Source organism: Streptomyces sp. ME19-01-6 (assembly GCF_033793745.1).
Classification (GTDB): domain Bacteria; phylum Actinomycetota; class Actinomycetes; order Streptomycetales; family Streptomycetaceae; genus Streptomyces.
The window spans coordinates 124,496-150,925 of sequence record NZ_JARAXF010000016.1; the positions used below are offsets into that span (position 1 = coordinate 124,496).

The 26,430-nt window shown below is 72.0% G+C and carries 24 protein-coding genes and 1 pseudogene; 15 read left to right on the forward strand and 10 right to left on the reverse strand.

The window, feature by feature from the left end; all coding sequences use genetic code 11:
• The first annotated feature begins 67 nt into the window (after positions 1–67).
• The 3 genes from PV419_RS30320 to PV419_RS30330 all read left to right on the forward strand — a co-directional run bounded on the left by PV419_RS30320 (position 68) and on the right by PV419_RS30330 (position 2,957).
• The gene (locus tag PV419_RS30320) at positions 68–724 is read left to right on the forward strand and encodes a TetR/AcrR family transcriptional regulator (protein ID WP_319694390.1); all 657 of its coding nucleotides are present in this window, start codon (positions 68–70) and stop codon (positions 722–724) included.
• 107 nt (positions 725–831) lie between these two features.
• A complete protein-coding gene (locus PV419_RS30325) occupies positions 832–1,989 on the forward strand; it encodes an acyl-CoA dehydrogenase family protein (protein ID WP_319694392.1) in 1,158 nt (385 codons plus the stop codon).
• 35 nt (positions 1,990–2,024) lie between these two features.
• Positions 2,025–2,957, forward strand: a complete 933-nt coding sequence (locus PV419_RS30330; protein ID WP_319694394.1) for an acyl-CoA thioesterase II — start codon at positions 2,025–2,027, stop codon at positions 2,955–2,957.
• A gap of 16 nt (positions 2,958–2,973) precedes the next feature.
• On the opposite strand, the gene PV419_RS30335 is transcribed toward PV419_RS30330, so the two are convergent.
• The 3 genes from PV419_RS30335 to PV419_RS30345 form a co-directional block, all read right to left on the reverse strand.
• A complete protein-coding gene (locus PV419_RS30335) occupies positions 2,974–3,774 on the reverse strand; it encodes a phosphatase (protein WP_319694396.1) in 801 nt (266 codons plus the stop codon).
• 86 nt (positions 3,775–3,860) lie between these two features.
• Positions 3,861–5,315: a DEAD/DEAH box helicase gene (locus PV419_RS30340; protein WP_319694398.1), complete on the reverse strand. Its 1,455-nt coding sequence runs from the start codon at positions 5,313–5,315 to the stop codon at positions 3,861–3,863.
• A gap of 260 nt (positions 5,316–5,575) precedes the next feature.
• On the reverse strand, positions 5,576–5,779 hold the full coding sequence (locus tag PV419_RS30345) for a cold-shock protein (RefSeq protein WP_311729690.1): 204 nt from the start codon (positions 5,777–5,779) through the stop codon (positions 5,576–5,578).
• Positions 5,780–6,070: 291 nt separating this feature from the next.
• Between PV419_RS30345 and PV419_RS30350 the strand changes: the two genes are divergently transcribed.
• The 3 genes from PV419_RS30350 to PV419_RS30360 all read left to right on the forward strand — a co-directional run bounded on the left by PV419_RS30350 (position 6,071) and on the right by PV419_RS30360 (position 8,379).
• Complete coding sequence (locus PV419_RS30350; protein WP_319694402.1) at positions 6,071–6,385, forward strand: SCO5918 family protein; 315 nt, start codon at positions 6,071–6,073, stop codon at positions 6,383–6,385.
• 132 nt (positions 6,386–6,517) lie between these two features.
• Positions 6,518–7,501, forward strand: a complete 984-nt coding sequence (gene speB, locus PV419_RS30355; protein ID WP_319694403.1) for an agmatinase — start codon at positions 6,518–6,520, stop codon at positions 7,499–7,501.
• Between the two features lie 536 nt (positions 7,502–8,037).
• On the forward strand, positions 8,038–8,379 hold the full coding sequence (locus PV419_RS30360; protein ID WP_319694405.1) for a VOC family protein: 342 nt from the start codon (positions 8,038–8,040) through the stop codon (positions 8,377–8,379).
• Between the two features lie 34 nt (positions 8,380–8,413).
• Here the strand turns inward: PV419_RS30360 and PV419_RS30365 are convergent, their stop codons facing one another.
• On the reverse strand, positions 8,414–8,884 hold the full coding sequence (locus PV419_RS30365; RefSeq protein WP_319694407.1) for an ATP-binding protein: 471 nt from the start codon (positions 8,882–8,884) through the stop codon (positions 8,414–8,416).
• 176 nt (positions 8,885–9,060) lie between these two features.
• Here PV419_RS30365 and PV419_RS30370 point away from each other — a divergent pair, with 176 nt between their 5' ends.
• From PV419_RS30370 to PV419_RS30385, 4 genes are all read left to right on the forward strand, one after another.
• Complete coding sequence (locus PV419_RS30370) at positions 9,061–9,915, forward strand: helix-turn-helix transcriptional regulator (protein WP_319694408.1); 855 nt, start codon at positions 9,061–9,063, stop codon at positions 9,913–9,915.
• A gap of 10 nt (positions 9,916–9,925) precedes the next feature.
• Complete coding sequence (locus PV419_RS30375; protein WP_319694409.1) at positions 9,926–10,126, forward strand: DUF397 domain-containing protein; 201 nt, start codon at positions 9,926–9,928, stop codon at positions 10,124–10,126.
• Between the two features lie 92 nt (positions 10,127–10,218).
• On the forward strand, positions 10,219–11,202 hold the full coding sequence (locus tag PV419_RS30380) for an aldo/keto reductase (protein ID WP_319694411.1): 984 nt from the start codon (positions 10,219–10,221) through the stop codon (positions 11,200–11,202).
• Positions 11,203–11,290: 88 nt separating this feature from the next.
• Complete coding sequence (locus PV419_RS30385) at positions 11,291–11,737, forward strand: nuclear transport factor 2 family protein (RefSeq protein ID WP_319694413.1); 447 nt, start codon at positions 11,291–11,293, stop codon at positions 11,735–11,737.
• Between the two features lie 327 nt (positions 11,738–12,064).
• On the opposite strand, the gene PV419_RS30390 is transcribed toward PV419_RS30385, so the two are convergent.
• Positions 12,065–13,312 carry an MFS transporter gene (locus PV419_RS30390; protein WP_319694415.1) on the reverse strand — a complete coding sequence of 416 codons (1,248 nt, stop codon included), beginning with the start codon at positions 13,310–13,312 and terminating at the stop codon, positions 12,065–12,067.
• Between the two features lie 123 nt (positions 13,313–13,435).
• Here PV419_RS30390 and PV419_RS30395 point away from each other — a divergent pair, with 123 nt between their 5' ends.
• Positions 13,436–14,401, forward strand: a complete 966-nt coding sequence (locus PV419_RS30395) for a LysR family transcriptional regulator (protein ID WP_319694417.1) — start codon at positions 13,436–13,438, stop codon at positions 14,399–14,401.
• A gap of 88 nt (positions 14,402–14,489) precedes the next feature.
• On the opposite strand, the pseudogene PV419_RS30400 reads toward PV419_RS30395, so the two are convergent.
• Positions 14,490–14,994: pseudogene (locus tag PV419_RS30400) on the reverse strand (LysR family transcriptional regulator); the annotation flags it as partial.
• Positions 14,995–15,109: 115 nt separating this feature from the next.
• Between PV419_RS30400 and PV419_RS30405 the strand changes: the two are divergent.
• On the forward strand, positions 15,110–15,709 hold the full coding sequence (locus PV419_RS30405) for a cysteine hydrolase (protein WP_319694418.1): 600 nt from the start codon (positions 15,110–15,112) through the stop codon (positions 15,707–15,709).
• A gap of 22 nt (positions 15,710–15,731) precedes the next feature.
• Here PV419_RS30405 and PV419_RS30410 read toward each other — a convergent pair whose 3' ends face one another.
• A complete protein-coding gene (locus PV419_RS30410; RefSeq protein ID WP_319694549.1) occupies positions 15,732–15,899 on the reverse strand; it encodes a hypothetical protein in 168 nt (55 codons plus the stop codon).
• Positions 15,900–15,906: 7 nt separating this feature from the next.
• Positions 15,907–16,809 (reverse strand): DMT family transporter, encoded by a 903-nt coding sequence (locus tag PV419_RS30415; RefSeq protein WP_319694420.1) that lies wholly within the window; start codon positions 16,807–16,809, stop codon positions 15,907–15,909.
• A 473-nt stretch (positions 16,810–17,282) separates the two neighbouring features.
• Between PV419_RS30415 and PV419_RS30420 the strand changes: the two genes are divergently transcribed.
• Positions 17,283–19,991, forward strand: a complete 2,709-nt coding sequence (locus tag PV419_RS30420; RefSeq protein WP_319694421.1) for a glycosyl hydrolase family 65 protein — start codon at positions 17,283–17,285, stop codon at positions 19,989–19,991.
• 94 nt (positions 19,992–20,085) lie between these two features.
• Here PV419_RS30420 and map read toward each other — a convergent pair whose 3' ends face one another.
• Positions 20,086–20,853, reverse strand: coding sequence for a type I methionyl aminopeptidase (map, locus tag PV419_RS30425; RefSeq protein ID WP_319694422.1), 768 nt, complete (start codon positions 20,851–20,853; stop codon positions 20,086–20,088).
• Positions 20,854–20,914: 61 nt separating this feature from the next.
• Between map and PV419_RS30430 the strand changes: the two genes are divergently transcribed.
• Positions 20,915–21,193, forward strand: a complete 279-nt coding sequence (locus PV419_RS30430) for a helix-turn-helix domain-containing protein (RefSeq protein ID WP_319694423.1) — start codon at positions 20,915–20,917, stop codon at positions 21,191–21,193.
• A gap of 94 nt (positions 21,194–21,287) precedes the next feature.
• Positions 21,288–25,748, forward strand: a complete 4,461-nt coding sequence (locus PV419_RS30435) for an ABC transporter ATP-binding protein (RefSeq protein WP_319694541.1) — start codon at positions 21,288–21,290, stop codon at positions 25,746–25,748.
• A 136-nt stretch (positions 25,749–25,884) separates the two neighbouring features.
• On the opposite strand, the gene PV419_RS30440 is transcribed toward PV419_RS30435, so the two are convergent.
• Entirely contained in the window at positions 25,885–26,328 is a 444-nt protein-coding gene (locus PV419_RS30440; protein WP_319694424.1) for a hypothetical protein, read from the reverse strand.
• Positions 26,329–26,430: the final 102 nt, after the last annotated feature.

Sequence of the window (26,430 nt, forward strand, 5' to 3'; positions counted from 1 at the left end):
GGGTTAATGAGCGTTAACGCATCCACCAGGTTAACGACCACTAACGCCGCTGTCTAGAATCAACTTCATGAGCACGCAAGCCCCTGCCCCCACCCGCCGCGAACAGATCCTGAGGGAGGCGGCGCGCCTGTTCGCCGAGCGCGGCTTCCACGGCGTCGGCGTCGACGAGATAGGCGCGGCGGTCGGCATCAGCGGACCGGGCCTCTACCGCCATTTTCAGGGCAAGGAGGCCATGCTGGCGGAGCTGCTGGTCGGCATCAGCGGCCGCCTCCTGGCGGGCGGCAAGCAGCGCGCCGCCGAGGCCTCGGCGCATGAGCGGGACCCGGCCGCCGCGCTGGATTCCCTGGTCCGCGGCCATATCGACTTCGCTCTCGACGACCGCCCGCTGATCATCCTCCACGACCGCGAGCTGGACCGGCTCCGGGACACCGACCGCAAGCTGGTGCGCTCGCTCCAGCGGCAGTACGTCGAGCTGTGGGTCCAGGTGGTGCGCGAGGTCCATCCGCGGCTCACCGAGACCGAGGCGCGGGCGTGTGTCCACGCCGTCTTCGGGCTGCTCAACTCCACTCCGCACCTCAGCCGCCCCGGCGCCCTCCCGGGCCGCGCGGCCACCGCCGAACTGCTGCACCGCCTGGCGCTCGGCGCCTTCCGCGCCGCGGCGGACGGCGGCCCTCCGGACGGCGGCGCTCCGGACGCCGGGGGTGAAGCCCGGCCCGAGGCCTGAGGGGGCGCCTACCAGGCAGGGGCGGGCGGGTCTGGACAGCCCGCCGACCGGCCGGTAGCTTTCGCTGAGCAAGCGCTTAGCCAGCCGGACCGAGGAGGTCGCCGCAGATGCGTCGCACGGTGTTCAACGAGGACCACGAGGCGTTCCGGGAGACCATCCGCGACTTCATCGCCGCCGAGGTCGTGCCGTACTACGAGGAGTGGCGGGAGGCCGGACAGGCCCCGCGCGAGTTCTACAAGAAACTCGGCGAGCTGGGCATCTTCGGCATCGAGGTGCCCGAGGAGTACGGCGGCGCGGGCGAGACCAGCTTCAAGTTCAACGCGATCATCACCGAGGAGACCGCCCGGGCCGGGGTCAGCTTCGGCGGCAGCGGCGTACACACCGCGCTGTGCCTGCCGTACCTCCTCAAGTACGCCACCGAGGAGCAGAAGCGGCGCTGGCTGCCCCCGTTCACCTCCGGCGACATGATGACCGCCATCGCCATGACCGAGCCGGGCACCGGCTCCGACCTGGCCGGCATGAAGACCACGGCCAAGCTCTCCGAGGACGGCACGCACTACGTCCTCAACGGCGCCAAGACCTTCATCACCGGCGGCGTCCTCGCCGACCGCGTCCTGGTCTGCGCCCGCACCGCCCCCGCCACCCCCGAGGACCGCCGCGGCGGCATATCCATCCTCGTCGTCGACACCAAGAGCGAGGGCTACGCGGTCGGCCGCAAGCTGGAGAAGCTGGGCCTGAAGACCTCCGACACCGCCGAGCTGTCCTTCACCGACGTCAAGGTGCCGGTGGCGGACCTGCTGGGCGAGGAGGGCCGGGCGTTCGAGTACCTCACCCACAACCTCCCGCAGGAGCGCCTGGGCATCGCCGTCAGCGCGTACGCGCAGGCCGCGGCGGCCGTCGAGTTCGCCAAGTCCTATGTGACGGACCGCACGATCTTCGGCAAGACGGTGGCGTCCTTCCAGAACACCAAGTTCGCGCTCGCCGACTGCAAGTCCGAGGTGGACGCGATGCAGGCGGTCGTCGACCGGGCCCTGGAAGCGCACGACGCGGGCGAACTCACCGCGGCCGACGCGGCCTCCGCCAAGCTCTTCACCACCGAGCGCGCGGCCGTCGTGATCGACAAGTGCCTCCAGCTGCACGGCGGTTACGGCTACATGATGGAGTACCCCATCGCCCGCCTGTACGCGGACACCCGCGTCACCCGCATCTACGGCGGCACCAGTGAGGTCATGCGGTCCATCGTCGCGAAGTCCATGGGCTTGTGAACCCCGCGACATGGGTCTGCAAAACTCCTTAGACCATGAACGAAGCACCACAAAGACCACCGCGAGGCGCGCTCCAGAGCCTGCTCGACCTGCTCGACCTGGAACAGATAGACCTGGACATCTTCCGAGGCACCAGCAGCGCGGCACCCCTGGTACCGCGCGTCTTCGGCGGCCAGGTCGCCGCCCAGGCCCTGGTCGCCGCCGGCCGCACCGTCCCCGCCGACCGCCCGGCGCACTCGCTGCACTCCTACTTCCTGCGCCCCGGCGACCCGAACGCGCCCATCATCTACACCGTCGACCGCATCCGCGACGGCTTCTCCTTCACCACCCGCCGGGTGGTGGCGGTCCAGCACGGCCAGCCGATCTTCCACCTCTCGGCGTCCTTCCAGCGCCACGAGGAGGGGCTTGAGCACCAGGAGCCGATGCCCGCCGTGCCCGACCCGCTCTCCCTGCCGACGGGCGAGGAGTTGCTGCCCCGGTACGCGCACCTCTTCAGCGGCCCGAGCGTGGTCGAGCGGATGCTGGAGGCGCGCGCCGCGATCGACCTGCGGTACGTGGACGCGCCGCCCTACGCGAGCGTCGGGCAGCCGCGCGAGCCGAAGTCGCAGGTTTGGTTCCGGACCAACGGCAAACTGGACGGCGCCGCCGACGACCCCCTGACGCACGTCTGCCTGGCCACCTATGTCTCCGACATGACCCTGCTGGACTCGGTGCTCCTCGCCCACGGGCGCGGCGGCTGGGCGATCGGCGACATCGTCGGCGCCAGCCTGGACCACGCCATGTGGTTCCACCGCCCGTTCCGCGCGGACGAGTGGCTGCTGTACGACCAGGAGAGCCCCTCCGCGTCCGGCGGCCGGGGGCTGGCCAAGGGCCGTATCTTCACCGCCGACGGGCAGTTGGCGGTCTCGGTGATCCAAGAAGGCGTCATGCGCGTCCCGCGCGCCGGGAACCCGTCTCGACGCGCGTAGCGGGACGCTTCGCGCGTCAGGGCTGGGCGGTGAGTCCTGCCGCGTCCAGCAGATAGGCGACCATCGGGTCGTAGAACCGCGGGTTGGTGACATGGTCGTCCAGCGGCACCACCACCTGCAGCGTGCCCTCCGCCTCGCCGAGGAACAGCGCCGGGTCGTTGCAGTCCGCGTACCCCACCGCGTCGATGCCCCGCTGCCCCGCGCACCCCGCCCAGCCGTGGTCGGCGACCACCAGATCGGGCAGCGGCCGCCCCTCCTGCTCAAGACCGTCCAGGATCGCGGCCATGGGGGCGGGGGAGTGGGTGTGCCACAGCGTCGCGCCGCGCTCCAGCATCGCCACGTCACAGAACTGGAAGACGTACCCCTCGTCCGCCGTCAGCCCGCCGGGGATCTCCACGATCTCGCACCCCGCGGCCCGCAGCGCCGCCGCCGTGAAGCGGTGCACGTCCAGCAGCCCGCCCGGGTGCCCGGTCGCGAACAGCACCCGCTCCCGCGCCTCGGCCGCCTTGCGCAGCACCGAGGCCATCCGGTCCAGCGCCCCCACCGTGAGCTCCGGGTCGATGGTGTCCTGCCCGGCGCGGTGCTCCGGGTCGTCGACCACGCCGCAGCGCTCCGCCATGACCGCCAGCACGTCCTGTTCATCGGCCCAGCGGTCGCCCAGTTCCAGGCCCAGCCAGTAGTGGCGGTCGCCGTTCGCGAGCTTGCGGTAGTGGGAGAGGTTGTTGTCTCGGGGGGTGGCGACGTCGCCGGCGATGCGGGTGCGGACCAAGTGGTCGATCAGTTCGGCCCGGCTGGGCGCGGAGCTGGGTATCGGCATGCGATCCATTGTCGCCTCTGCCGCGAGGAAATGGGGGCATCCACTACTGTCCGGGCCCTGACAGGATCATCCGGGCCCTGACAGGATCATGAAGCCGACCCCGGCCGGGACTTACCCGCCCGGCGGCCGCGCCGAGGGCCTCGGCTCCGGCGCTGTCCGGCGCCGCCGCCGGGGGCTGCCTGCTCCGCGGCCGGTGCGCTGATCGTGACGGGGACACCGGACGGGACCTGCGCGCCGGTGATCCGGGCCAGCTCGGTGTCTCCGGAGCGGACCCGGGCGGTGTGCGGGGTGATGCCCGCGTCCGCCATCAGGCCGCTCATCGCACGGCGCTGCTCCGGCAGGACAAGGGTGACGACGGTGCCGGAGCCGCCCGCGCGGGCGGTGCGGCCGCCGCGGTGCAGATAGTCCTTGTGGTCGGCCGGCGGGTCGACGTTGACGACCAGATCGAGGTCGTCGACGTGGATGCCCCGGGCGGCGACATTCGTGGCCACCAGCACGCTGACGTGGCCGGCCTTGAAGTAGTCCAGGGTCCGGGTGCGCTGCGGCTGGGACTTGCCGCCGTGCAGCGCCGCCGCCCGCACGCCGCTCGCCAGCAGGTGCCGGGTCAGCCGGTCGACGGCGCGCTTGGTGTCCAGGAACATGATCACGCGGCCGTCCCGGGCGGCGACCCGGGTGACGACGGTGCGCTTGTCGGTGTCCTCGATGTGCAGCACATGGTGCTCCATCGTGGTGACGGCGCCCGCGGAGGCGTCGACCGAGTGCACGGCGGGATCGTCGAGGAACCGGCGCACCAACTGGCCGACGTTGTGGTCAAGCGTCGCCGAGAACAGCATGTGCTGGCCGCCGGCCGGGACCTGCCGCAGCAGCCGGGTCACCTGGGGGAGGAAGCCCATGTCGGCCATCTGGTCGGCCTCGTCGAGAACCGTGACGCGCACCTGGTCCAGCCGGCAGTCGCCGCGCTCGATCAGATCGTGCAGCCGCCCCGGAGTCGCGATGACCACCTCGGCACCGTCCCGCAGCGCCCCCGCCTGGCGGTTGATCGACATCCCGCCGACCACGGTGGCCGCCCGCAGCCGCAGCGTCCGGGCGTACGGGGTGAGCGCGTCGGTGACCTGCTGGGCCAGCTCCCGGGTGGGAACCAGGACCAGGGCCAGGGGGCGGCGTGATTCGGCACGCTGCCCGGCGGTGCGGGCCAGCAGGGCCAGCCCGAAGGCCAGGGTCTTGCCGGAGCCGGTCCGGCCCCGGCCCAGGACATCGCGCCCGGCCAGCGCGTTGGGGAGCGCGGCCGCCTGGATCGGGAACGGCACGGTCACGCCCTGGCGCACCAGCTCCGCGGCGAGTTCGTCCGGCAGGTCCAGCTCGGCGAAGGAGCCGACGGCGGGCAGCAGCGGGGTGGTGCTCGGCGGCAGGGCGAATTCGTTCCCGTCAGCGGGTATGCGGGCGGGTACGGGGCCAGGCGCGGCAGCACCGCCCACGGGGGAGGAGCGGCGCTTGCGGGAGCGCGGTGAGGCGCTGCGGGACGAGCGGGCAGGGCGATTCATACGGGCCTTCCTCGTACGGCGCGTTTCGAGGAGGACTCCCCAGCGGGATTGTTCTTCCCGGGGGCGAGAAATTCGTAGAACGTGCCGGAGAGCGGAGTGAATGACGGGGCCGTATGCCAAGGCGTCGATCGGCCGTCGGCTGGGAGCGAAATGCCACCGTCTCTGAGCCCGGCCGCGAGGGGGCCGGTGCGGTCACGCGCGAGCCGGGGCCCGCGCCTCTTCGGGCGCGGACCCCGGCTCGTTACTGCTGTAGTGCTACGTCAGGCAGGCACGATGTTCTCGGCCTGCGGGCCCTTCTGGCCCTGCGTGACGTCGAACGAGACCTTCTGGCCCTCGTGGAGCTCGCGGAAGCCCTGGGTGGCGATGTTCGAGTAGTGGGCGAAGACGTCAGCGCCGCCGCCGTCCTGCTCGATGAAGCCGAAGCCCTTTTCCGCGTTGAACCACTTCACGGTGCCGGTAGCCATGTCATTTCTCCTTTTGCTGGGGGCAGAGCCCGAATCCGAACCTCTCGGATCCCGCGTCGCCGCAATGACCCCATCCGGACACGACCGGTAAAAACGAAATGCGCCTGATGGCTACATGTCCCGTCAGGCGCACATAAAGTTCATGGGTACCAAAACTGCAACTGCTACGACGCTAGCATGGATCGCGTCCGGAGTGGGGAGCCACGCCGAGTGAATCTTCCTACACCGCCGGGCGTCCGATGTGGGACCCTGGCCTTACCGGCTCCCTCCCTCCTCTCCCCTTGAGGTCCTATGCGCTGCGTCATCGCCAACTACGCCTTCGATCTGACCGCCAACGAGGTGAAGGAAGCGATGAGCGGTGTCAAGCCCGAACCGATCACCGGTCCCGCGGTCCGGATCGGCCGCCGCACCTACCCCGCCAAGCAGGTCGGAGCGGTGATCACCCGCCAGGACCGCCGCGACTTCACCGCGGGCGAGGTGGTCCGCGCCATGAAGCGACTCGGCTTCGTCTGCGACCTGGCGCCCGCTGCCGCGCCCACCGAGGCCACCGCCACCGACCCCGTCGCGGCCGCGGCGGCGGCGCTGGGGAGCCCCGCGGACAGCTGACCGGCGCGCGGGGCGCGCCCGGGGGCGGCGCCCCCGCGCCAGGCGTGACCTGGACGCGGCGTCCAAAACGACGGCCGCGGCCGTCGGGAACGTACATGTGCCTGCCCGGCGGCGCTGCCTACCCTCAAAGTCATGACCACAGCAGACCGCCGCCCCCTCGGCCCTGTCGACTCCTCCCGCATCCCCCGCTACGCGGGCCCCGCCACCTTCGCCCGGCTTCCGCGCGTCGACGAGGTCGGCGGCGCGGCGGACGTCGCCGTGGTCGGCGTGCCCTTCGACAGCGGAGTCTCCTACCGCCCCGGCGCCCGCTTCGGCGGCAACGCCATCCGCGAGGCGTCCCGGCTGCTGCGCCCGTACAACCCGGCCCAGGACGCCTCCCCCTTCGCCCTCGCCCAGGTCGCCGACGCCGGTGACATCGCCGCGAACCCCTTCGACATCGACGAGGCCGTCGAGACCGTCCAGGCCGCCGCCGACGACCTGCTCACCACCGGCGCCCGCCTGATGACCCTCGGCGGCGACCACACCATCGCCCTCCCCCTCCTGCGCGCCGTCGCCCGCAAACACGGCCCGGTCGCCCTGCTCCACTTCGACGCCCACCTCGACACCTGGGACACCTACTTCGGCGCCGAATACACCCACGGCACGCCCTTCCGGCGCGCCGTCGAGGAGGGCATCCTCGACACCGCCGCCCTCTCGCACGTCGGCACGCGCGGCCCGCTCTACGGCAAGCAGGACCTGGACGACGACGCCAAGATGGGCTTCGGCATCGTCACCTCCGCCGACGTCATGCGGCGCGGCGTGGACGAGGTCTCCCAGCAACTGCGCGAGCGCATCGGCGACCGCCCCCTCTACATCTCCGTCGACATCGACGTCCTCGACCCGGCCCACGCCCCCGGCACCGGCACCCCCGAGGCCGGCGGCCTCACCTCCCGCGAGCTCCTGGAAATCCTGCGCGGCCTGTCCTCCTGCCACCTGGTCTCCGCCGACGTCGTCGAGGTGGCCCCGGCCTACGACCACGCCGAGATCACCTCCGTCGCCGCCTCCCACACGGCGTACGAGCTGACGACGATCATGGCCCGCCAGATCGCGGCGGGGCGGGCCTCCGGCGGCGCGTGAGGCTTCAGCGGCGGGGTGCGCTTGGGCGGTGGCACGACATAACGTCGGCCGTATGGTGATCGAAGACCTCAAGTACGGCCGGTGTGCTTCTTGCGGAAGCGAAGAGATCCGCCAAACGGAGATCTACGTCTCCGGTTCCGCGCGGTTCAGCCTCTGCAAGCCCGGTGGCTTCAAGGTGAGGCGGGCTGACCTCGCGGCCTTCGTCTGTGCCGGGTGCGGCTTTGTCCAGTGGCACCTGAAGCTCGACGACCGCGGGCGTGACTGGCTGCGGAGGACGCTGCCCCGCGTCCCGTCGCGCCCTGCCCAGCCGCCTCAGCCCCCTCACCCGCCAAGGTGACGGCGAGGGCCTGACCCGGCTGTCGGTAACTGAATCGATGCAGTCCGTAAGAATTTCGTATTGTCTGATGCATATTCGGGCGCTCGCGACGCAAGAGGTAACAGAGGGCGCACTGGCATTGGGCCGGACCGGGAGCGTCGCGGGGGCGGCGTGTGAGCTGGGCTGAGATGCGGGGCGTCGCTGGACCTACCATGGCGTCATGGCCGTCGACCTATTCGCAGGCATCCCGGTGAACGACTACGCAACGGCGCTGACCTGGTACGAGCGGCTGTTCGGCTCCTCGCCGACGTTCATCCCGAACGACACGGAGGCCGTGTGGGAGCTGGCGGAACACCGGTATGTGTACATCGAGCACCGGCCCGGACACGGCGGCCACGCCATACACACCGTCTTCGTCGACGATCTCGACACCCGTGTCGCCGGGATCGCTGATCGGGGGCTGGAGCCCAGGACTCGCGAGACCTACTCAAACGGCGTGCGCAAGGTCACGTACCAGGATCCGGACGGAAACGAGATCGGGTTCGGCGGCGCTCCGCTCTGACCTCGACCAGTCTCCGGGGTGACCCGCCGAAGGATCATCTCGCGGTCAGCAGGCCCGGGGCGTCGGACAGCGAGAACCACACGCTCTTGCCGGTGGGCCGCAGCCCGCCGTGCCACACCGTCCCCCAGGCGTCGGAACACGCCTGGACCAGCAGCAGTCCGCGCCCGTGCTCCGCGTCGGCCTCCGTCTCGGGGTGGCGCGGTTCGGGCGGCCAGGGGACGCCGCGCGGGTCATCGTCCCGTACGGGGACGTGGAGTTGAGGGCTACGGACCGTCGCTTCGAGGGTGAGCAGCGACACCTTGGTGTGGAGGTGGACGTTCGCGACGACCTCGCTGACCAGGAGGCGCGCGGTCTCGACGAGGGCGGGGTGGCCGGTGGCCGTGAGCAGGCCCGCGACCATGTCGCGGGCCACTTTGGCGGTTTCGGGGATGTTGGGGGCGCGGAGTCGGTAGCGGTGGGCCGGTTCCGTTGCCTCGGTGAGGAGTTGGGGTGGCAGGTCGGTCATCGATGGTCCCTTCCGGCGCCGCGCGATGTGCTGTCTCAGTAGCGGTACGATCACAGAAGGTAGGTTGGAAGTGTGCCCCGTAGCAACGTTACTGAGTAGATGTCACTCCTGTGGGTGGTCGTAGGGGTACTGCTATGCGAGGCCCGGAGGGCCGGAAGGATGGGTGAACGTACGCGATGCCCGCCAGGGACAACCCCACGGCTCGACAAGCGCGCTTGGGCGCCGAACTGCGCAGACTCCGCGAGCGCGCGGGTAAGACGGCACGTGAGGCCGCTGGGCTGCTCGGCACCGACCAGGGCAAGATCAGCCACATCGAGTCCGGGCGGATCGGCGTCAGCGAGGAGCGCATCCATCGGCTCGCGACCTTCTACTCGTGCGGGGACGATGCGCTGATCGAAGCCTTGTGCATCATCGCGCGTGAGCACCGCGGTCAACACTGGTGGGATGAGTACCGGGGCATCCTTGCGCCCGATTTCCTCGATGTGGCGGAGCTGGAACACCACGCCACCTATATGCGCTCGGTGCGGAGCGTCTCGCTGCCCGGGATCTTCCAGACGGAGGACTACGCCCGAGCCATGTTCAGCGGAGTCGTCCCCAGGCTGCCGCACGATGAGATCGAGGCGCGAGTCGAGCATCGCCTGCGGCGCCGGGTCATCTTCGACCGTGAGACCCCTCCGCCAATTGTCGCGATCATTCACGAGGCCGCGCTGCGGATGCGCTTCGGTGGCCGCAAGGTGGCGCGGACCCAACTGGAACGGCTCCTGGAGGTCGCGGAGTGGCCCACGGTGACGCTACGCGTGGTCCCCTTCACCAACGAGGACTTCATCGAAGTCACGCAGCCAGTGCTCTACGCGGGCGGTGCTGTCCCGCAGCTGGACACGGTTCAGGTGGACACGCCGCTCGGCGGGCGGTATCTACACGCTGAGGCCGACTTGCAGAGCTACCGGGAACTGCTCGACATCGCCGAGGGCGGTTCGCTCGGCGTCGAGGACTCCCGGCAGCTCATCCGTCATATCGCACGCGAACTATGAGAAGGCAGGCATGAGCGAATCACTGAACTGGCGGAAGTCATCGTTCTCCGGCGGCAATGGGCCGGATTGCGTAGAGCTCGCGCGGCGCGCCGACACCACCCTCATACGGGAGAGTGACGACCCCCACGTCGTCCTCACTCCCACCCGCCCCGGCCTGGCCGCGTTCATAGCCGCTGTGAAGGCGGGCGACTTCGACCACCTCACCCCCTGAACCGGTTCCGCCCCGAAAACCAGTTGGCGCCCCGCCGCACCCAGGGCAGACTTGCCGCCCGTCGCCGCCAGGACACGAGGAGGACCCGCGGAATGAGGACGAACCGGCTCGGCCGCAGCACGGTAGAGGTCACGGAGCTGGGGTTCGGGGGCGGGCCGCTGGGCGGGTTGTTCGAGGCACTGGACGACGAGACCGCCGGATCCGCGCTGGCCGCCGGGTGGGACCTCGGCATCCGGTACTTCGACACCTCGCCGCACTACGGCATCGGCCACTCCGAGCGCCGGATCGGCGAGCTCCTCCGTACCAAGCCGCGCGACGAGTTCACGCTGTCCACGAAGGTCGGCCGGCTGCTCGTCCCGCAGGACCCGGCGGGCCGCATGGACGAAGGGTTCCAGGTGCCCGCGACGCACCGCCGGGTGTGGGACTTCTCCCGCGACGGCATCCGGCGCAGTGTCGAGGACTCCCTCACCCGCATGGGCGTCGACCGCATCGACATGCTCTTCCTCCACGACGCGGAGAAGCACTTCGACGACGCCCTGCGCACCGGCTATCCCGCCCTCGCCGAGCTGCGGGCCGAGGGCGTCGTAGGAGCCATCGGCGCCGGGATGTGGCACACCGGGATGCTGACCCAGCTGGTCAAAGAGGGCGATGTGGACGCGGTGATGCTGTCCGGCCACTACACGCTCCTCCAGCACGGCGCCCTCGACGACCTGCTGCCCGCCTGCGTCGAGCGCGGCGTCTCCGTGCTCGCGGCGTCGATCTTCAACTCGGGTCTGCTGGCCACCCCGCGCCCTGCCGAAGGCGCGCACTTCGAGTACGCGCCCGCCTCGCGGGAGCTGCTCCGGCGGACGCATCGCATCGCGGATGTCTGTGAGGCGCACGGCGTGACGCTTCCGCAGGTGGCGATGGCGTTTCCGCTGCGGCATCCGGTCGTCGCGGGCATTGTGGTCGGCATGCGCACCGCCGAGGAGGTGCGGAGCAATCTCGGCTCCTTCGGGGTCGAGATCCCGGACGGCGTGTGGGCCGATCTGCGGGGCGAAGGGCTGCTCGACGAGCGGGCGCCGGTGGCCGCGTAGAGCAGGGTGCGAGGGTGGCGGTCGCGGCGGGTACTGCGAGGTCCGAATGCCGCCAGCATGCGCCGACGGGGGCGACCATGCTGGCGGCATGACTGATTCATCGACGACGGACTCGCTGGCCATCCTCACCGGCATGTATACGGCCGAGGCGGAGTACCTGGCGGCCGGAGGTCCGGGTGAGGCTCCATTCGACGTGCTCGCGCCCTTCTTCGCGCCCGACGTCGTACTGCACCAGGCAGACGCTCTGCCCTACGGCGGCACCTGGCGCGGGCATGCGGGCATGGAGCGGTTCTTCGTGGAGATGAGCCGGACTTGGGAAGTGTTCGACATGGTGGAGCAGGAGTTTCTGGCCACCGGTGAGACCGCGGTGGTGCTCACCCAGGTGCGCGCTCGCGCTCGCGCCAGCGGCCGGGAACTCGCCTTTCCCATCCTCCAAACGGTCGCGTTCAAGGACGGGCGGATCGCCGAGGTCCACCCCTTCTACTGGGACACCGCCGCCATTGCCGCTGCCTGCGCGGCCCCGACGGGGACCTGACCAGCCCGGCGAGGATCGTCCCGTGTGTATGCGCCGGGTGCGGTGGCCGCGTGTGCTCCGTGCTCGTCAACCAGACCGAGGGCGGGGCACAGCGGGAGTGCACCGAGTGCGGCAGCCGTGCGTTCATCGCGGACAGCGAGGAGTGCTGGAGCGAGGATGTTCGAGGCGGCGGTGGCCTTCTCGCTCGGCGGCGTCGGGGCGGTCCGCTGGGTGACGGTAGCGTTGCGATGCGTCAATGACGGCGTGTCGGGAATCCGCGCCGACTGGAAGATCAGCCACGGGCCGGCGGATCACCTGCTGGGCACGGTCCAGGTCGCTCGCGGCGCATCATGCGACTCGGACGTCTTCGGCCGGCGCGGCGGGCTCAGGTGCGGACAGATGTGTCCGTTTGGGCAGCAGGAGCGGGGTGCCGAGCAGGAGTACGCCGGACAGGGTGATCGCGGCGAGCGGGCTGGTGAGTGTGGCGAGAACGCCCCAGATCACCATCAGGGCGGCTTGGAGGAGTTTGCTGATGGCACTCCAGGTACTGAGGACCTGGGCGGTGTGATCCGCGGGAGTCCGTTGCAGGCGTTCTGTTGCGTAGATCGGATTGAAGATGCCCATGCAGGTGATCAGCAGGCCCTCGACGATGATCACGATGAGGAGTCCGGGGACGCCGGGACGGACGAACGCGAGACCGAGTGGGAAGAGCGAGCGCAGCCAGCCGGAGACGATCATGACCCGGTGCCGACCGTAGCGGGTCACGAGGCGCGCGGAGAGGCGGGCGCCCACGAAGCCGCCGAGTGCCGGGATGCCGAAGGCAAGACCGTATTGCCAGGCCGCGAAGTGGTACTGGCCCAGCAGGAGGACGGACAGGAGCGGGGCGGTGGCCATGATGAGGCCGCCGACCAGGATCGAGTTGAGGAACAGGCGCCTCAGTCCGGGGTTGCGGAGGATGAACCGCCAGCCGCCGAGAAGGTCGGCTCCGCGCAACCCGGTGACCCGGTCGCGGGGTGCCGCGACGTCGCCTCCGCGGATGCGGAGGACCCCGAGCGCGGACAGCAGGTAGCTGAGGGCGTCGGCCATGACAGTGATGACCGGGCCGAGCAACCCTATGAGCGCGCCCCCGAGGGGCGGGCCCGCCGCGGTCGCCACCCAGGTCGTGCCCTCGAATCTCCCGTTCGCCACCAGGAGGTGATCGCTGCGGACGAGATACTTCAGATACGCGCCGGACGCGGCAGTGAAGGCGATGCTCGCGGTCCCGGAGATGACCGAGACGACCAGCAGTTGACCGTATGAAAGCAAGCCGAGGACGTGCGCGATCGGGACACTTGCCATCGCGACGAACCGGATCAGGTCCATCGTGATCATCACCGGACGCTTGGCCCGCCGCTCAACCCACGGCCCGAGCGAGAACGCGACAATCGCCGCGACGGCAAGCCCGGCCGCCTCCAGGAGCGACACGGCGAACGCCGGCGAGTGCAGCACACGGACCGCGATCAGCGGGAACGCGCCGAAGGCGATCCACGTACCGTATGTACTGACGGCGAAGGCCGACCACAGCCAACCGAAACCGCGCCCCAACTGCACGCCCATGCGACTCCCTCGCGACAACCGATGTTCGGGTCTCCGCATCACACCGGCCGCACCGTCGCAGGATCAAACAACCGGCTCCCGGGCGAGCCACAACCATCGGTTGGGCATGCTTATGCTGGCTCCATGGATACCGAGGCGGTGCGCTCGTTCGTCCGCGCGGCCGAGCTCGGACAGCTGCAACACGCGGCCGACGAGCTCGGCGTCACGCAACAGGCCGTGTCGAAGCGGATCGCAACCCTCGAGCGCGAACTCGACGTCCGGTTGTTCACCCGCACCGCCCGAGGGGTCGAGCTGACACTCGACGGCCAAGCTTTCCTCCCACACGGCCGGAACATCATCGCGGGTGTCGATCGCGCCATCACCGCGACCAGACCGGGCTCGCGGGCCCTTCGGATCGACGTTCTCGGCCTGCGATCCGCGCAGGCCGTCGTCCTGCACGACTATTGGCGGTCGCATCCCGAAACCGACCTCGACGTGGTGACCCTCAGGGTCAACGACCCGCGCGCGGCGGTCACCGCCGTCCAGGCAGGCGAAATCGACGCCTCGTTCCGCTCGGTCACCGACCCGGCCACACTGCCGCGCGACGTGCGAATGATCCACGCGTTCGACTCCCCGCTGGAACTCCTCGTCGGCCCGAGGCACCCGCTCGCCTCCGCCCGAACAGTGACACCGCCCCAGCTGCGCCGGCACCGGATCTGGGTGCCGGGTATCGCGCCGAGAAGCGAATGGGCAGAGTTCTACGATCAGCTCGCCACCGACTTCGACCTCCGCATTGACGCCGCGGGCCCGAACTTCGGCAACGAGGTACTCCTCGACATCCTCGCGGACTCCGCAGACGTGGCCACCCTCGTGGGCTCGCGCGACCGGTACATCTGGCCGACGAACCACGACCTACGCCGCATCCCGATCGTGAATCCGTCGTTCGTATACCCGCTCTCGCTCATCTTCCTCCGAGCGAATCCACACCCAGGACTCCGGGCGATCATCAACCACTTCGGAAGCCTGGCACCGCGCCCCGAGACAGCCTGGCTCCCCTCCTGGGCAACGACACCGTGCCCTCGATACGAACGCCGGGAAGCCCCCGGATGACATCTTCGCCCCAGGCAACTGAAGTGCTTTTCCGGTACAACCCCCGCCCCTGACGCACTGTCTACGCGGGTGATCGGAGAGACCGACCGACGGGGATGCGCCGCAGGCCGTGGCCGGCGGGCCAGACCAGGCGGGTCAGCTCGCCGACGAAGGTCGCCAGTGACCGGGAGTCGGCGATGGTGTCCAGCAGGGGCTCGGTGCCGAACTCGGGGCCGGTGACCTCGTGGTGAGCCCGAACGCGGCGGCGAGGGCGTCGTAGTAGGCGGCCCACTCGGTGCCGGGGACGATACCGGGCATCCAGATCCGGTGCCGGCGAGGTCGGCGGGGGCGAGCCGGCGGCCGGGGCGCACGGAGGCGACGGCCCGTTCCTGGGCTCGCAGGAGGTCGCGGGCGTGGGGCAGGAACGCCTGTCCGTCGATGGTGAGCTTCGCCCCGCGCGGGGTGCGGGCGAACAGCCGCACGCCGAGGGTCTTCTCCAGCGTGGCGACGCGTTTGGAGACGGCCTGCCGGGTGATGGACAGTTCGGCGGCGGCGTCCTGGAGCCGCCCCGCGTCCGCGGCGGCCATGAAGGTGCGCACAGCATCGAGATCCACGCCGAGCGCACTATCCGCACAACGATCCGTTGTGCCTTCCTGGCTGATCGGTTGTTTGCTCCCGCCGCCCGCTCCTCGCTTTGATGCCGGTAGTCAGGGAAAGGAAAACACTCGCGTGAGCACTGCCCCTCCACTCAACCCCGCACACACCGCCCTGCTGGTCATGGACTACCAGCCCGCCATCCTCGCCGCTCTGCCCGAAGACGGGGTGCGCGAGGTCCTCCTGAGCCGTGTGGAAGGGGCCGTCGCCGACGTTCGCGCGGGCGGCGGCACCGTCGCCTACGTCCGCGTCGGCTTCACCGAGGCCGACTGGGACGCGATCCCGGCCGCCAACAAGTCCTTCGCCCCAGTGGCCCGGCACCGCCTCATGCACCACGAGGACCCTGCCGTCGCCCTCCATGAGCGCCTGACTCCCGAGGAGGGCGACATCGTGGTCCGCAAGGTCCGTTACGGCGGCCTGTCCACCACCGATCTCGACCGGCGACTGCGCGAGCGCGGCATCGACACCCTGGTCGTCTCCGGCATCAGTACCAGCGGCGCCGTCCTGTCCACCGTCATGGACGCGGCCGACCGCGACTACCGGCTCTACGTGCTGTCCGATGGCGTCGCCGACCCGGACACCGAAGTCCACCACGTCCTGCTCCGCCAGGTCCTTCCCACTCGGGCCCACGTCATCGACACCGCCGAGTTGCGCACACTGCTGCGGGCCGGCTGACCCGAACCGCCGGGCCGGTCCCTCACGCCCCGCGGGTCCGCCGCGCGACCCAGCCGGCCATCGCCCGTACGCCGACGCCGATCGCGCGCTCGTCCGGGGCGAAGTCGGGGTAGTGGGCCCCGGCACCGAGTGATCGACAGACCGCGGCCCGCCGGGCCCGGGCGGTCGCCCAGGGCCCAGCGGTTTCCACGGTGGGGTCAGCGGGGTCCGCGGCGGCCCGCCCGGCCCGGCGCGGTCAGCAGCACCAGGCCCACGGCCAGGATGGCCAGGCCGCACCAGGACACCACCGGCAGCCGCTCGCCCACGACCGTGACGCCCAGCACGGCCGCCACCGCGGCCTCGGCCAGGCTGAGGGTGGTGGCGACCGACGCCGCGGTGTGGCGCAGGCCGTGGCCGAAGAGGCGGTAGGCGAGGAAGGTGGGGAACACCGCGAGGTGCAGGGCCACCGCGGCGCCGCGTACGGTCCCGAGCCAAGCCGTGCCGGTGGCGAGCGGGACGGGCAGCACCAGCAGGCCCGCCACGCCGAACATCGCGCCCATGACCACACCGGACGGGTGCCCCCGCCGGATGAGCCGCCCGCCGATGAGCGAGTACGTGGCGTACGACAGCCCCGCGAGCGCGGCGAGCGCGATCCCCGTCGCGTCCATGCGCGCCGGGCGCCCCGTGAGCTGTGGGCCGAGAATCAGGACGGCGCAGCCGGTCACCGCGGCCAGGGTGGCGACGGCCCAGCGCGTGGTCGGCCGCGCCTGTCCCGTGGCCCAGGCCAGCAGGCCGGTGAAGACGGGCGCGCTGCCCAGCGCGATCACGGTGGCCACGGCCACGCCCGTATGCGCCACGGCCGGGTAGAAGGTGAGCGGATATCCGGCCACCGCGAGCGCGCCGAGGGCGAGGAGCCGCCGCTCGGCGCCGGTGGACGCGGTGAAGAGTGTCCACCGCCCGCGCGTGGTGAGGAGCAGCAGCAGGCCGCCGAGCGTCAGGCTCGCGGCGCCTATGGCGGCCGCCGAGGTGCCGGAGGGGGCCATGGAGGCGGCGGTTCCGGTGGTGCCCCAGAGCACCGCCGCCGTGAGGATGGGCAGTGGGCCGTCGGTGAGGCGGGTCACGGGTGACGGGGACGCGCCGGGTGAAGAGCCGGGTGCGGGGGAGACGCCGGGCGAAGATGAGGTCTGGTGTGCCACAGGTCGTGAACTTCCGTTGTCGAAAACCGTCTGGACCGGATTCGCGAACGGGCGCACGACAGCGGCTCACGGCGGCCCGCGAGATCAGCGGGCGGCGGCCGGGAGCGGCGAGATCAAGCCTTCAGTGTGTGCGCCCGGTCAGGCGCACGGCGGCGGCGTTACGGCGTGCCAGTAGATGTTCACCCGGCGATCCTAATCGACGGGGCCGAGCGGCCCTCGGCCCGTGTGTCCGCCGCCGAGGCGACAACCCCGCGACTCCGGTGCCCGGTGGCCGATGTCCGGGGCGAAGGGGCTGGACGTGTGTTCTGTGGTTGAACTTCTGAAGTGGCCCTTTGATCCGCCTTGTTCGCCTCCTTATGGTCGCTGCGACCGTCACCGGCGAACCACGACGGAGAACCATGACGTACTCCCCCCGGCTGCCCCGCCCCGCCCGGCTGATCGCCCCGCTGCTCGCGGGCGCGCTGATCGCCGCGGTGCCCCCGACGCCCGCCGCGCCCGCCGCCCCGCACCACACCGCCTGCCCGCAAGGCGACGGCTCCGACGGCTGGGCGCTGTCCGCCACCCGGATCGACCCGGACAGCGGCTTCGACGCCTTCGTCGGCAACGGCTACCTCGGCCAGCGCGTGGCCCCCCACGGCGCCGGCTACGCCGCCACCGGCGCCAAGACCGGCTGGCCGCTGTTCACGCCCCGCTACGACGGCTCCTTCGTCGCCGGTCTGTACGCACGGGGTCCCGGGACGACCGAGGGCAGGCAGGTCGCCGCCGCCCTGCCGACCTGGACGGCCCTGGACGTGACGACCGGCGGGCCCGGCGCACAGACGTACTCCTCCGCCACCCCCACCGGCCGGATCTCCCACTACCGCCAGACGCTCCACCTCCGCTGCGGCCTCGTCCGCACCTCCCTCACCTGGACCGCGTCCGACGGCCGCGCCACCGACCTCGTCTACGACGTGCTCGCCGACCGCGTCCGCGCCCATGTGGGCGCCGTACGGCTGCGCATGACCCCGCGCTGGAGCGGCGAGGCGACCGTGACCGACCGGATCGACGGGCGCGGCGCCCGCCGGATCAGCCAGACCGGCGGCAGCGGCTACAGCTACGAGGGCCGCACGATGGACGTCGCGTTCCGTACGGACGGCACCGGCATCGACGGCGCGGTCGCCTCCACGCTGCTCCCCGGTGCGGGCGTGGGCGACGAACGGCCGCACACGGCGCGCCCCGTCCGGGATCTGTCGGCCCGCCAGACCGTCACCTTCCCCGTCGAGCGCGGCCGCTCGTACGAACTCGCCAAGTACGTCGGCGTGGACACCGCGCTCACCGCCCGCACCCCTCGCGCCGCCGCCCGCGCCGCCGCGCGCCAAGCGGCGGAACGGGGCTGGTCCGCGCTGCTCGCCGGGCACGCCGCCGCGTGGGAGAGGCTGTGGCGGGCGGACATCGAGGTGGCCGGGCGCAAACAGGGCGAGCTGCGGCAATGGGTGCGCTCGGCGCAGTACGGACTGCTGTCCGCGACCCGCGCGGGCGCCCGCGACAGCATCTCCCCGACCGGTCTGAGCAGCGACAACTACGCCGGACTGATCTTCTGGGACGCCGACACCTGGATGTATCCGAGCCTGCTCGCCGCCCATCCCGAGCTCGCCAGGACCGTCGTCGAATACCGCTACCGGACGCGCGCCGCCGCCCGCGCGAACGCGCGCGGGCTCGGCCATCCCGGTCTCTTCTACGGCTGGACGAGCGCGAGCGAGGGCGATCTGTGGTCCGAGTGCCACAGCTGGGAACCACCGCACTGCCGTACCCAGAACCACCTCCAGAGCGATATCGCGCTCGCGGCCTGGCAGTACTACCTGGCGACGGGGGACGCGGAGTGGCTGCGCGGGCGCGGCTGGCCGGTGCTCAAGGGGATCGCCGAGTTCTGGGCGGGCCGCGCCACCCGCAACGGCGACGGCAGCTACTCCGTCAAGGACGTCGCGGGCCCCGACGAGTACAGCAACGGCGTCGACGACGCGGTCTTCACCAACGCCGGCGCCGCCACCGCGCTGCGCGCCGCGGCCCGCGCCGCGCACGTCCTCGGCGAGCCCGCGCCCGCCGAGTGGACCCGGATCGCGGCCGGGCTGCGCATCCCGTACGACGAAAAGCGGCAGGTCTTTTGGCAGTACGAGGGCTATGACGGCTCGCTGATCAAGCAGGCGGACACGGTGCTGCTCATGTACCCGCTGGAGTGGCCGATGTCCGCCCGGGCGGCCGCCAACACCCTCGACTACTACGCCGCCCGCACCGACCCCGACGGCCCGGCCATGACCGACTCCGTGCACGCCATCGACGCGGCGGGCATCGGCGAGCCCGGCTGCGCGGCGTACACATATCTGCTGCGCGCCATCAAGCCGTTCGTGCGCGGCCCGTTCGCGCTGTTCTCGGAGGCGCGCGGGCAGAAGGCGGGCGCCGCGGACCCGCTGTCCGGCTCCCCGGCGCAGGACTTCCTCACCGGCAAGGGCGGGTTCCTGCAGATCTTCGCGTACGGCCTGACCGGCATGCGGATGCGTGAGGACCGGGTGCGCCTCGACCCGATGCTGCCGCCCCAGCTCGCCGCCGGGGTGACGCTGCGGGGGCTGCGCTGGCAGGGGCGTACGTACGACGTGGCGATCGGCGCGCACGAGACGGTGGTACGGCTGACGGGCGGCGCGCCCTTCACCGTCGAGACGCCGGAGGGGGACCGGCTGGTGAGCGCCGGTGCCCCCGCCGTCCTCAAGACCCGCCGCCCGGACCTGGTGCCGACCGACAACCTGGCCCGGTGCCGGGCGGCGACGGCGAGCTCCGAGGAGCCGGGCATGTACGCGGGCGCGGCGCTGGACGGCAGCGCGGCGACGGCGTGGGTGCCCGACGGGACGGCGGGCACGCTCACCGCCGACCTCGGGCGGACGTTGCGGATCGCGGAGGTCATGCCCGAGTGGACGGCGACGCGCCCGGTCTCGTACGCGGTGGAGACGTCGCCGGACGGGCGGCGCTGGCACGCCGGGGAGTCGGGGCTCGCGCGCTATGTGCGTGTCACGCTCCGCTCGGCGGACGACAAGAAGCGGGCGGGCATCGCGGAGCTGAGCGTGACGTCGGCCGGGTAGCGCCCGGGCCCGGCGGCTGAACGGCCCGCCCACACCGCCGCCGGGCCACCCGTACGGGGAACATGGACACTCCTTGCGGTGACGAGCGGATCCCTCACAACGCCGTCAGCACGCGCGGACCGTCCTCCGTGATGGCCACCGTGTGCTCGCTGTGCGCCGCGCGGCTGCCGTCCACGGTGCGCAGCGTCCAGCCGTCGGCGTCGGTCGTGTACGCGTCGCGGCCGCCCGCCATGAACATCGGCTCGATGGCCAGCACCAGCCCGTGCCGGAGCGGGTAGCCACGTCCCGGCCTGCCCTCGTTGGGCACCGGCGGGTCCTCGTGCATGCGGCGGCCGATGCCGTGGCCGCCGAAGTCCGCGGGGATGCCGTAGCCCGCGGCGCGCCCGACCGCCCCGATGGCGTGCGAGATGTCCCCCATGCGGGCCCCGACGACGGCGGCCTCGATGCCCGCCGCCAGGGCCTGCCGAGTGGCCTCGATGAGGCGCTGGTCGGCGGGGCGCGGGGTGCCGACGGTGAAGCTGACGGCGGCGTCGCCGCTCCAGCCGTCGACGATCGCGCCGCAGTCGATGCTGACCAGGTCGCCGTCGCGCAGCCGGTAGCCGTCGGGGATGCCGTGGACGATCGCGTCGTTCACGGAGGCGCAGATGACGGCGGGGAAGGGGGTGGGCGCGAAGTGCGGCCGGTAGCCGAGGAAGGGGGACCCGGCCCCGGCCTCGGCGAGCACGGCGCGCGCGGCCTCGTCCAGCTCGCGCAGCGACACACCGACCGCGGCGGCCCCTTGTACGGCGGCGAGCGCGGCGGCGACGACGCGCCCCGCCTCGCGCATGGCGTCCAGCGACGCGTCGGTTTTGATCTCCACCATGGCGGCCTCCCGGCGACCCGTACCTCGAACCAATTCTTATACCGGTATTAGTATCACGGGCATGGTGCGCACCCCTCTCACCCCGCTGGAACGTGAACGCGGCCGGTACCTCGGCGTCCTGCTCCGCCAGGCCCGCGGCGAACGCAGCATGACCGAGATCGCCGCCGCGGCCGGGATCTCCGCCGAGACCCTCCGCAAGATCGAGACCGGCCGGGCCCCGACCCCCGCCTTCTTCACCGTCGCCGCCCTGGCCGGCGCCCTCGGGCTCGCGCTCGACGAGCTGGCCCGGCGGTGCGCGGCGGTCACCCTCGTATCCGGGGAGGACAGCGCCGCGGCATAGCGGGGTTTGTTGCGGCAGGATGAAATCCGCACTCCAGAGCGTTGATGTCTTCCGGTAGCACAGGCAGACCGGGAGGTCACGGGTGGCGGACGCGATGGCGGACGAGGCGGATATACGGCAGGGCGATCCACGGCAGGGCGGCTGGGCACGGCGGCTGATCCGCTACTGCTGGCGGTACCGCCGCGACGTGACCCTGGCCCTCGGCGCCTCGCTCGGCGGGATGGCCGTGACGGCGCTGGTGCCGCTCGTCACGAAGCTGATCATCGACGACGTGATCGTCGAGCACCACCGCTCGCTCGCCCCGTGGGCCACCCTGCTGGTCATCGGCGCGCTCGTGGTCTACGGGCTCACCTTCCTCCGGCGCTACTACGGCGGCCGGCTCGCCCTCGACGTCCAGCACGATCTGCGCACCGAGATGTTCGCGGCGATCTCCCGGTTCGACGGCAGGCGGCAGGACGAGCTGAGCACCGGGCAGGTCGTCGGCCGGGCCACCAGCGATCTGCAGCTCATTCAGGGCCTGCTGTTCATGGTGCCGATGATGATCGGCAACGTCCTGCTCTTCGTGATCTCGCTGGTCGTGATGGCGGTGCTCTCGCCGCTGCTCACCGTCATCGCGCTCGCCCTCGCCCCCGCCCTGTGGATCATCGCCTCGCGCAGCCGCACCCGCCTGTTCCCCGCGACCTGGTACGCCCAGGGGGAGGCGGCGGCCGTCGCCGGGGTCGTGGACGGGGCGGTCACCGGTGTGCGCGTGGTCAAGGGCTTCGGGCAGGAGGAGCAGGAGACCGGGAAGCTCCGCGAGGTCGGCCGCCGGCTGTTCGCCGCCCGGCTGCGGACCGTGCGCCTGAACTCCTGCTACACCCCCGCCCTGCAGGCCGTACCCGCCCTCGGCCAGGTCGCCATGCTGGCGCTGGGCGGCTGGATGGCCACCCGCGACCAGGTCACGCTCGGCACCTTCGTCGCCTTCTCCACCTACCTCGCACAGCTGGTCGGGCCGGTCCGGATGCTCACGATGGTCCTGACGGTCGGGCAGCAGGCGCGGGCCGGCGTGGAGCGGGTCTTCGAACTGATCGACACCGAGCCCGCCATCGAGGAGCGCGCCGACGCCCGGGAGCTGCCGGCCGACGCGCCCGCGACGGTCGAGTTCGACCATGTCACCTTCGCCTACGACCCCGCCCGCCCCGTCCTCGACGATCTGTCCCTGCGGATCGAGCCGGGGGAGACCGTCGCGGTCGTCGGCGCCTCCGGCAGCGGCAAGTCGACGCTCTCGCTGCTGCTGCCCCGCTTCTACGACGTGTCGGCGGGCGCGGTGCGGGTCGGCGGCCACGATGTGCGCGAGCTGACGTACGAGTCGCTGCGCGCCGCGATCGGGCTGGTGCCGGAGGACAGCTTCCTCTTCTCCGACACGGTGCGCGCCAACATCGCGTACGGGGCGCCAAACGCCACCGACGAACAGATCCGCGCCGCGGCCCGAGCCGCCCAGGCCGACGGCTTCATCTCCGCGCTGCCCGACGGCTACGACACCGAGGTCGGCGAGCAGGGCCTGACCCTCTCCGGCGGCCAGCGCCAGCGCGTCGCCTTGGCCCGCGCCATCCTCACCGACCCACGGCTGCTCGTCCTCGACGACGCCACCTCGGCGGTGGACGCGCGTGTCGAGCACGAGATCCACGAGGCGCTGCGGGGCGTCATGGCAGGGCGTACGACCCTGCTCATCGCCCACCGCCTGTCCACCCTCGCCCTCGCCGACCGCATCGCCGTGCTCGACCGCGGCCGCCTCGCCGACGTCGGCACGCATGAGGAGCTGAGCGAGCGCAGCGCCCTGTACCGGCGGCTGCTGACCGACCCGGACGAGCTGAGCGGCATCGCCCGCGACCCGGCGGGCAGCGTGGGCCGCTCCGCGGGGGACGCGGTGGACGGCGCCGCGGGGCTCATGTGGGCCCCGTCGCTCGGCGACGGTGCGCCTGACGGGGCGACCGCCCGGGCGGGTGGCGCCGACGGCGCGGGCGGCCCGGCGGTGAACGGGAACGGCTACGCGGGTGGCGACGGCCATGCGGGCCGGGTCGCCCACCCGGGCGGGGCCGGGCAGAGGAGCGAGGACTCCCGCGCAGGCGGAGGCACCCACCCCGAGGGGCACGCGGGCTCCGGCGCGGACGCGCTCGCCGGGGGCTTCGGCGGGGAGGCTTCGGCCGCCGGGCTCGGCGTGCCGGGGCTGGACGGCGCGCCCGGCGCGCCGCATCACGACCCCGCGGCCGACACGCCGCACCCGGACGGCCACCGCCCGGCCACGGCCGAGACCTGGGCCGCCCGCACGGACCGCGCCGTGGCCCGCGCGGTCATCAGCAGCAGCCTCGCGCGGCGGGACGGCCGCCGCCGCGCGGAAGACGGCGATGGCGCCGGGCCGGGCGAGCCGGGTCGGCCGGAGTCGCCGCAGACACCGGCTTCGGCCGAGGAATCAATGGCACACACGGCCGCCGCCCGCGCCATGGACGGCGGCGCGCCCGACGGCGAGACCTGGCCGCTCGGTGACGGCCCGCGGCCCGTCCGGCGCGTCGTCGACGGCGTGACCCCCGAGCTGTGGGTGCGGCGCGAGGGCGCCGATGGAGCCGGGGTCGCCGCGGCCGGGCAGACCCGCCGCGCGAACGCCGCCCCCGCCGCGCCCGGGCCCGGGATGGCCGGGGCGCTCGCCGGGATGCCCGCCACCCCCGATCTGCTGGCCAAGGTCGCGGCGCTGCCGCCCGCCACCGACACCCCCGACGTCGACGAGGCGCTGGCCGTACGCCCCGAGCGGGCGTACGGGCTGCGGCAGCTGCTGCGCGGGTTCGGGGCGCCGCTCGCGGTCAGCCTGCTGCTGGTCTCGATCGACGCGCTCGCCGGGCTGCTGCTGCCGGTGCTCATCCGGCACGGCATCGACCAGGGCGTCCAGCGGTCGGCGCTGGGGGCGGTGTGGGCCGCCTCCGCGCTGGCGCTGGTCATCGTCCTCGCGCAGTGGGCGGCGCAGATCGGTGAGACGCGGATGACCGGGCGGACCGGCGAGCGCGTCCTGTACGCGCTGCGCGTGAAGATCTTCGCTCAGCTGCAGCGGCTCGGGCTCGACTACTACGAGCGCGAGCTGACCGGCAAGATCATGACCCGGATGACCACGGACGTGGACGCGCTGTCGACCTTCCTGCAGACCGGCCTGGTCACCGCCGTCGTCAGCGTGCTGACCTTCTTCGGCATCCTGGTCGCGCTGCTGATCATCGACGTCCAGCTGGCGCTGGTGGTGTTCGCGGCGCTGCCGCTGCTGATCGTCGGCACGTTCTTCTTCCGGCGCCAGAGCGTCAAGGCGTACGAGCTGGCGCGCGAGCGGGTCAGCGTGGTCAACGCCGATCTGCAGGAGAGCGTTGCCGGGCTGCGCATCGTGCAGGCCTTCCGGCGCGGGCGGGCGGGCCGGGAGCGGTTCGCGGGGCGCAGCGACGCGTACCGCCAGGCGCGGGTGCGCGGCCAGTGGCTGATCTCGGTGTACTTCCCCTTCGTGCAGCTGCTGTCGTCCGTGGCGGCCGCGCTGGTGCTGATCGTCGGCGCCGGGCGGGTCGGCGAGGGCACGCTGACGGCGGGCGCGCTGGTCGCCTACCTCCTCTACATCGACCTGTTCTTCGCGCCCGTCCAGCAGCTCTCCCAGGTCTTCGACGGCTACCAGCAGGCGACGGTCTCGCTCCGCCGCATCCAGGAGCTGCTGCGCGAGCCGACGAAGACTCCGCTCGCCGAGGAGCCGCGCGAGGTGCGGGCGCTGGTTGGCGAGGTGGCCTTCGACGGGGTGCGCTTCGGATACGGGGCGGCCGGTAAGGACAGCGAGGACACTGAGGAGGCGCTGGCGGGCGTCGACCTGACGATCCCCGCCGGGCAGACCGTCGCCTTCGTCGGCGAGACGGGCGCGGGCAAGTCCACGCTCGTCAAGCTGGTCGCGCGGTTCTACGACCCCTCCTCGGGGGCCGTGCGGGTCGACGGCACGGATCTGCGCGAGCTCGACCTCACCGCGTACCGCAACCGACTGGGCGTGGTGCCGCAGGAGCCGTACCTGTTCCCCGGGACGGTGCGCGACGCCATCGCGTACGGACGCCCGGACGCGAGCGACGCCGAGGTGGAGGCGGCGGCCCGGGCGGTCGGCGCCCACGCCATGGTGGCCTCCCTCGACGGCGGCTATCTGCACGAGGTCACCGAGCGCGGGCGCAATCTGTCCGCCGGGCAGCGCCAGCTCATCGCGCTGGCCCGCGCCGAGCTGGTCGACCCGGACATCCTGCTGCTCGACGAGGCCACCGCCGCGCTCGACCTGGCCACCGAGGCCCTGGTGAACCAGGCCACGGACCGCCTGGCGGGCAGGCGCACCACGCTGGTCGTCGCGCACCGGCTGACGACCGCGGCCCGCGCGGACCGGGTGGTGGTCCTGGACCACGGGCGGGTCGTCGAGGACGGTACGCATGAGGAGCTGGTGGCCCGCGAGGGGCGGTACGCCGAACTGTGGCGCGCCTTCACGGGGCGCGCCTTCACGGGGGAGACGGCGCCGACGGCCGTCGGCTGACGGCGGGCGGGTGCCGGACGCGTCGTCCGGCCGGCCGGGCGGGTGCCCCGTGCACCGGTCCGGCCGGGGCGTTCTGCCGCCGCGCGTGACCCCCGTGGTGACTCTCGGCATTCAGCCGATGTTACGCATCGTTACATCACGGTTCCATGCCGCTGGCCCTGGCTATCCCCTCCACCTCGCGCCGGTCCGCTTCCCGCTGCTCCGCCTCCGCCGCGACCCGCTGCTTGTGGCGCAGCAGGAAGTCCGGGTCGTCGGCCCGGTCCTGGGGGACCAGGACCTTCATTCCCTTGGCGTGCGGGCTGTCGCCGAGATCGACGACCACCCGCTCGTCCTGGGAGGTGAGCAGGCCGAACAGCACCAGCAGTTCCGCCTGCAGAGCGGGGGTGAACAGCTCTTTCTCCTCCGGCCCCATGCCGAGTTCGTACGTTCCCCCGCTGACGGCCGGTGAGGTGCTCAGCTCGCGCAGCAGCCGCATGAGCAGCTCCAGCGAGCGCGGATCGATTCGTTCCTGCAATTCGGTCAGATACTGCGTCAGCCGCTCGGCCCGTTCGCTCCGGTCGTGCCGTTCGTCTCGGTCCATGTAGGCAGGATGAGCCATCACAGCCCGCTACGAAAGAGGGCGGAGCCCATAACTCTGCGTATTGAGGCTTCAGTTGGCGGGTCTGGTGGGCCCACCTGTGCC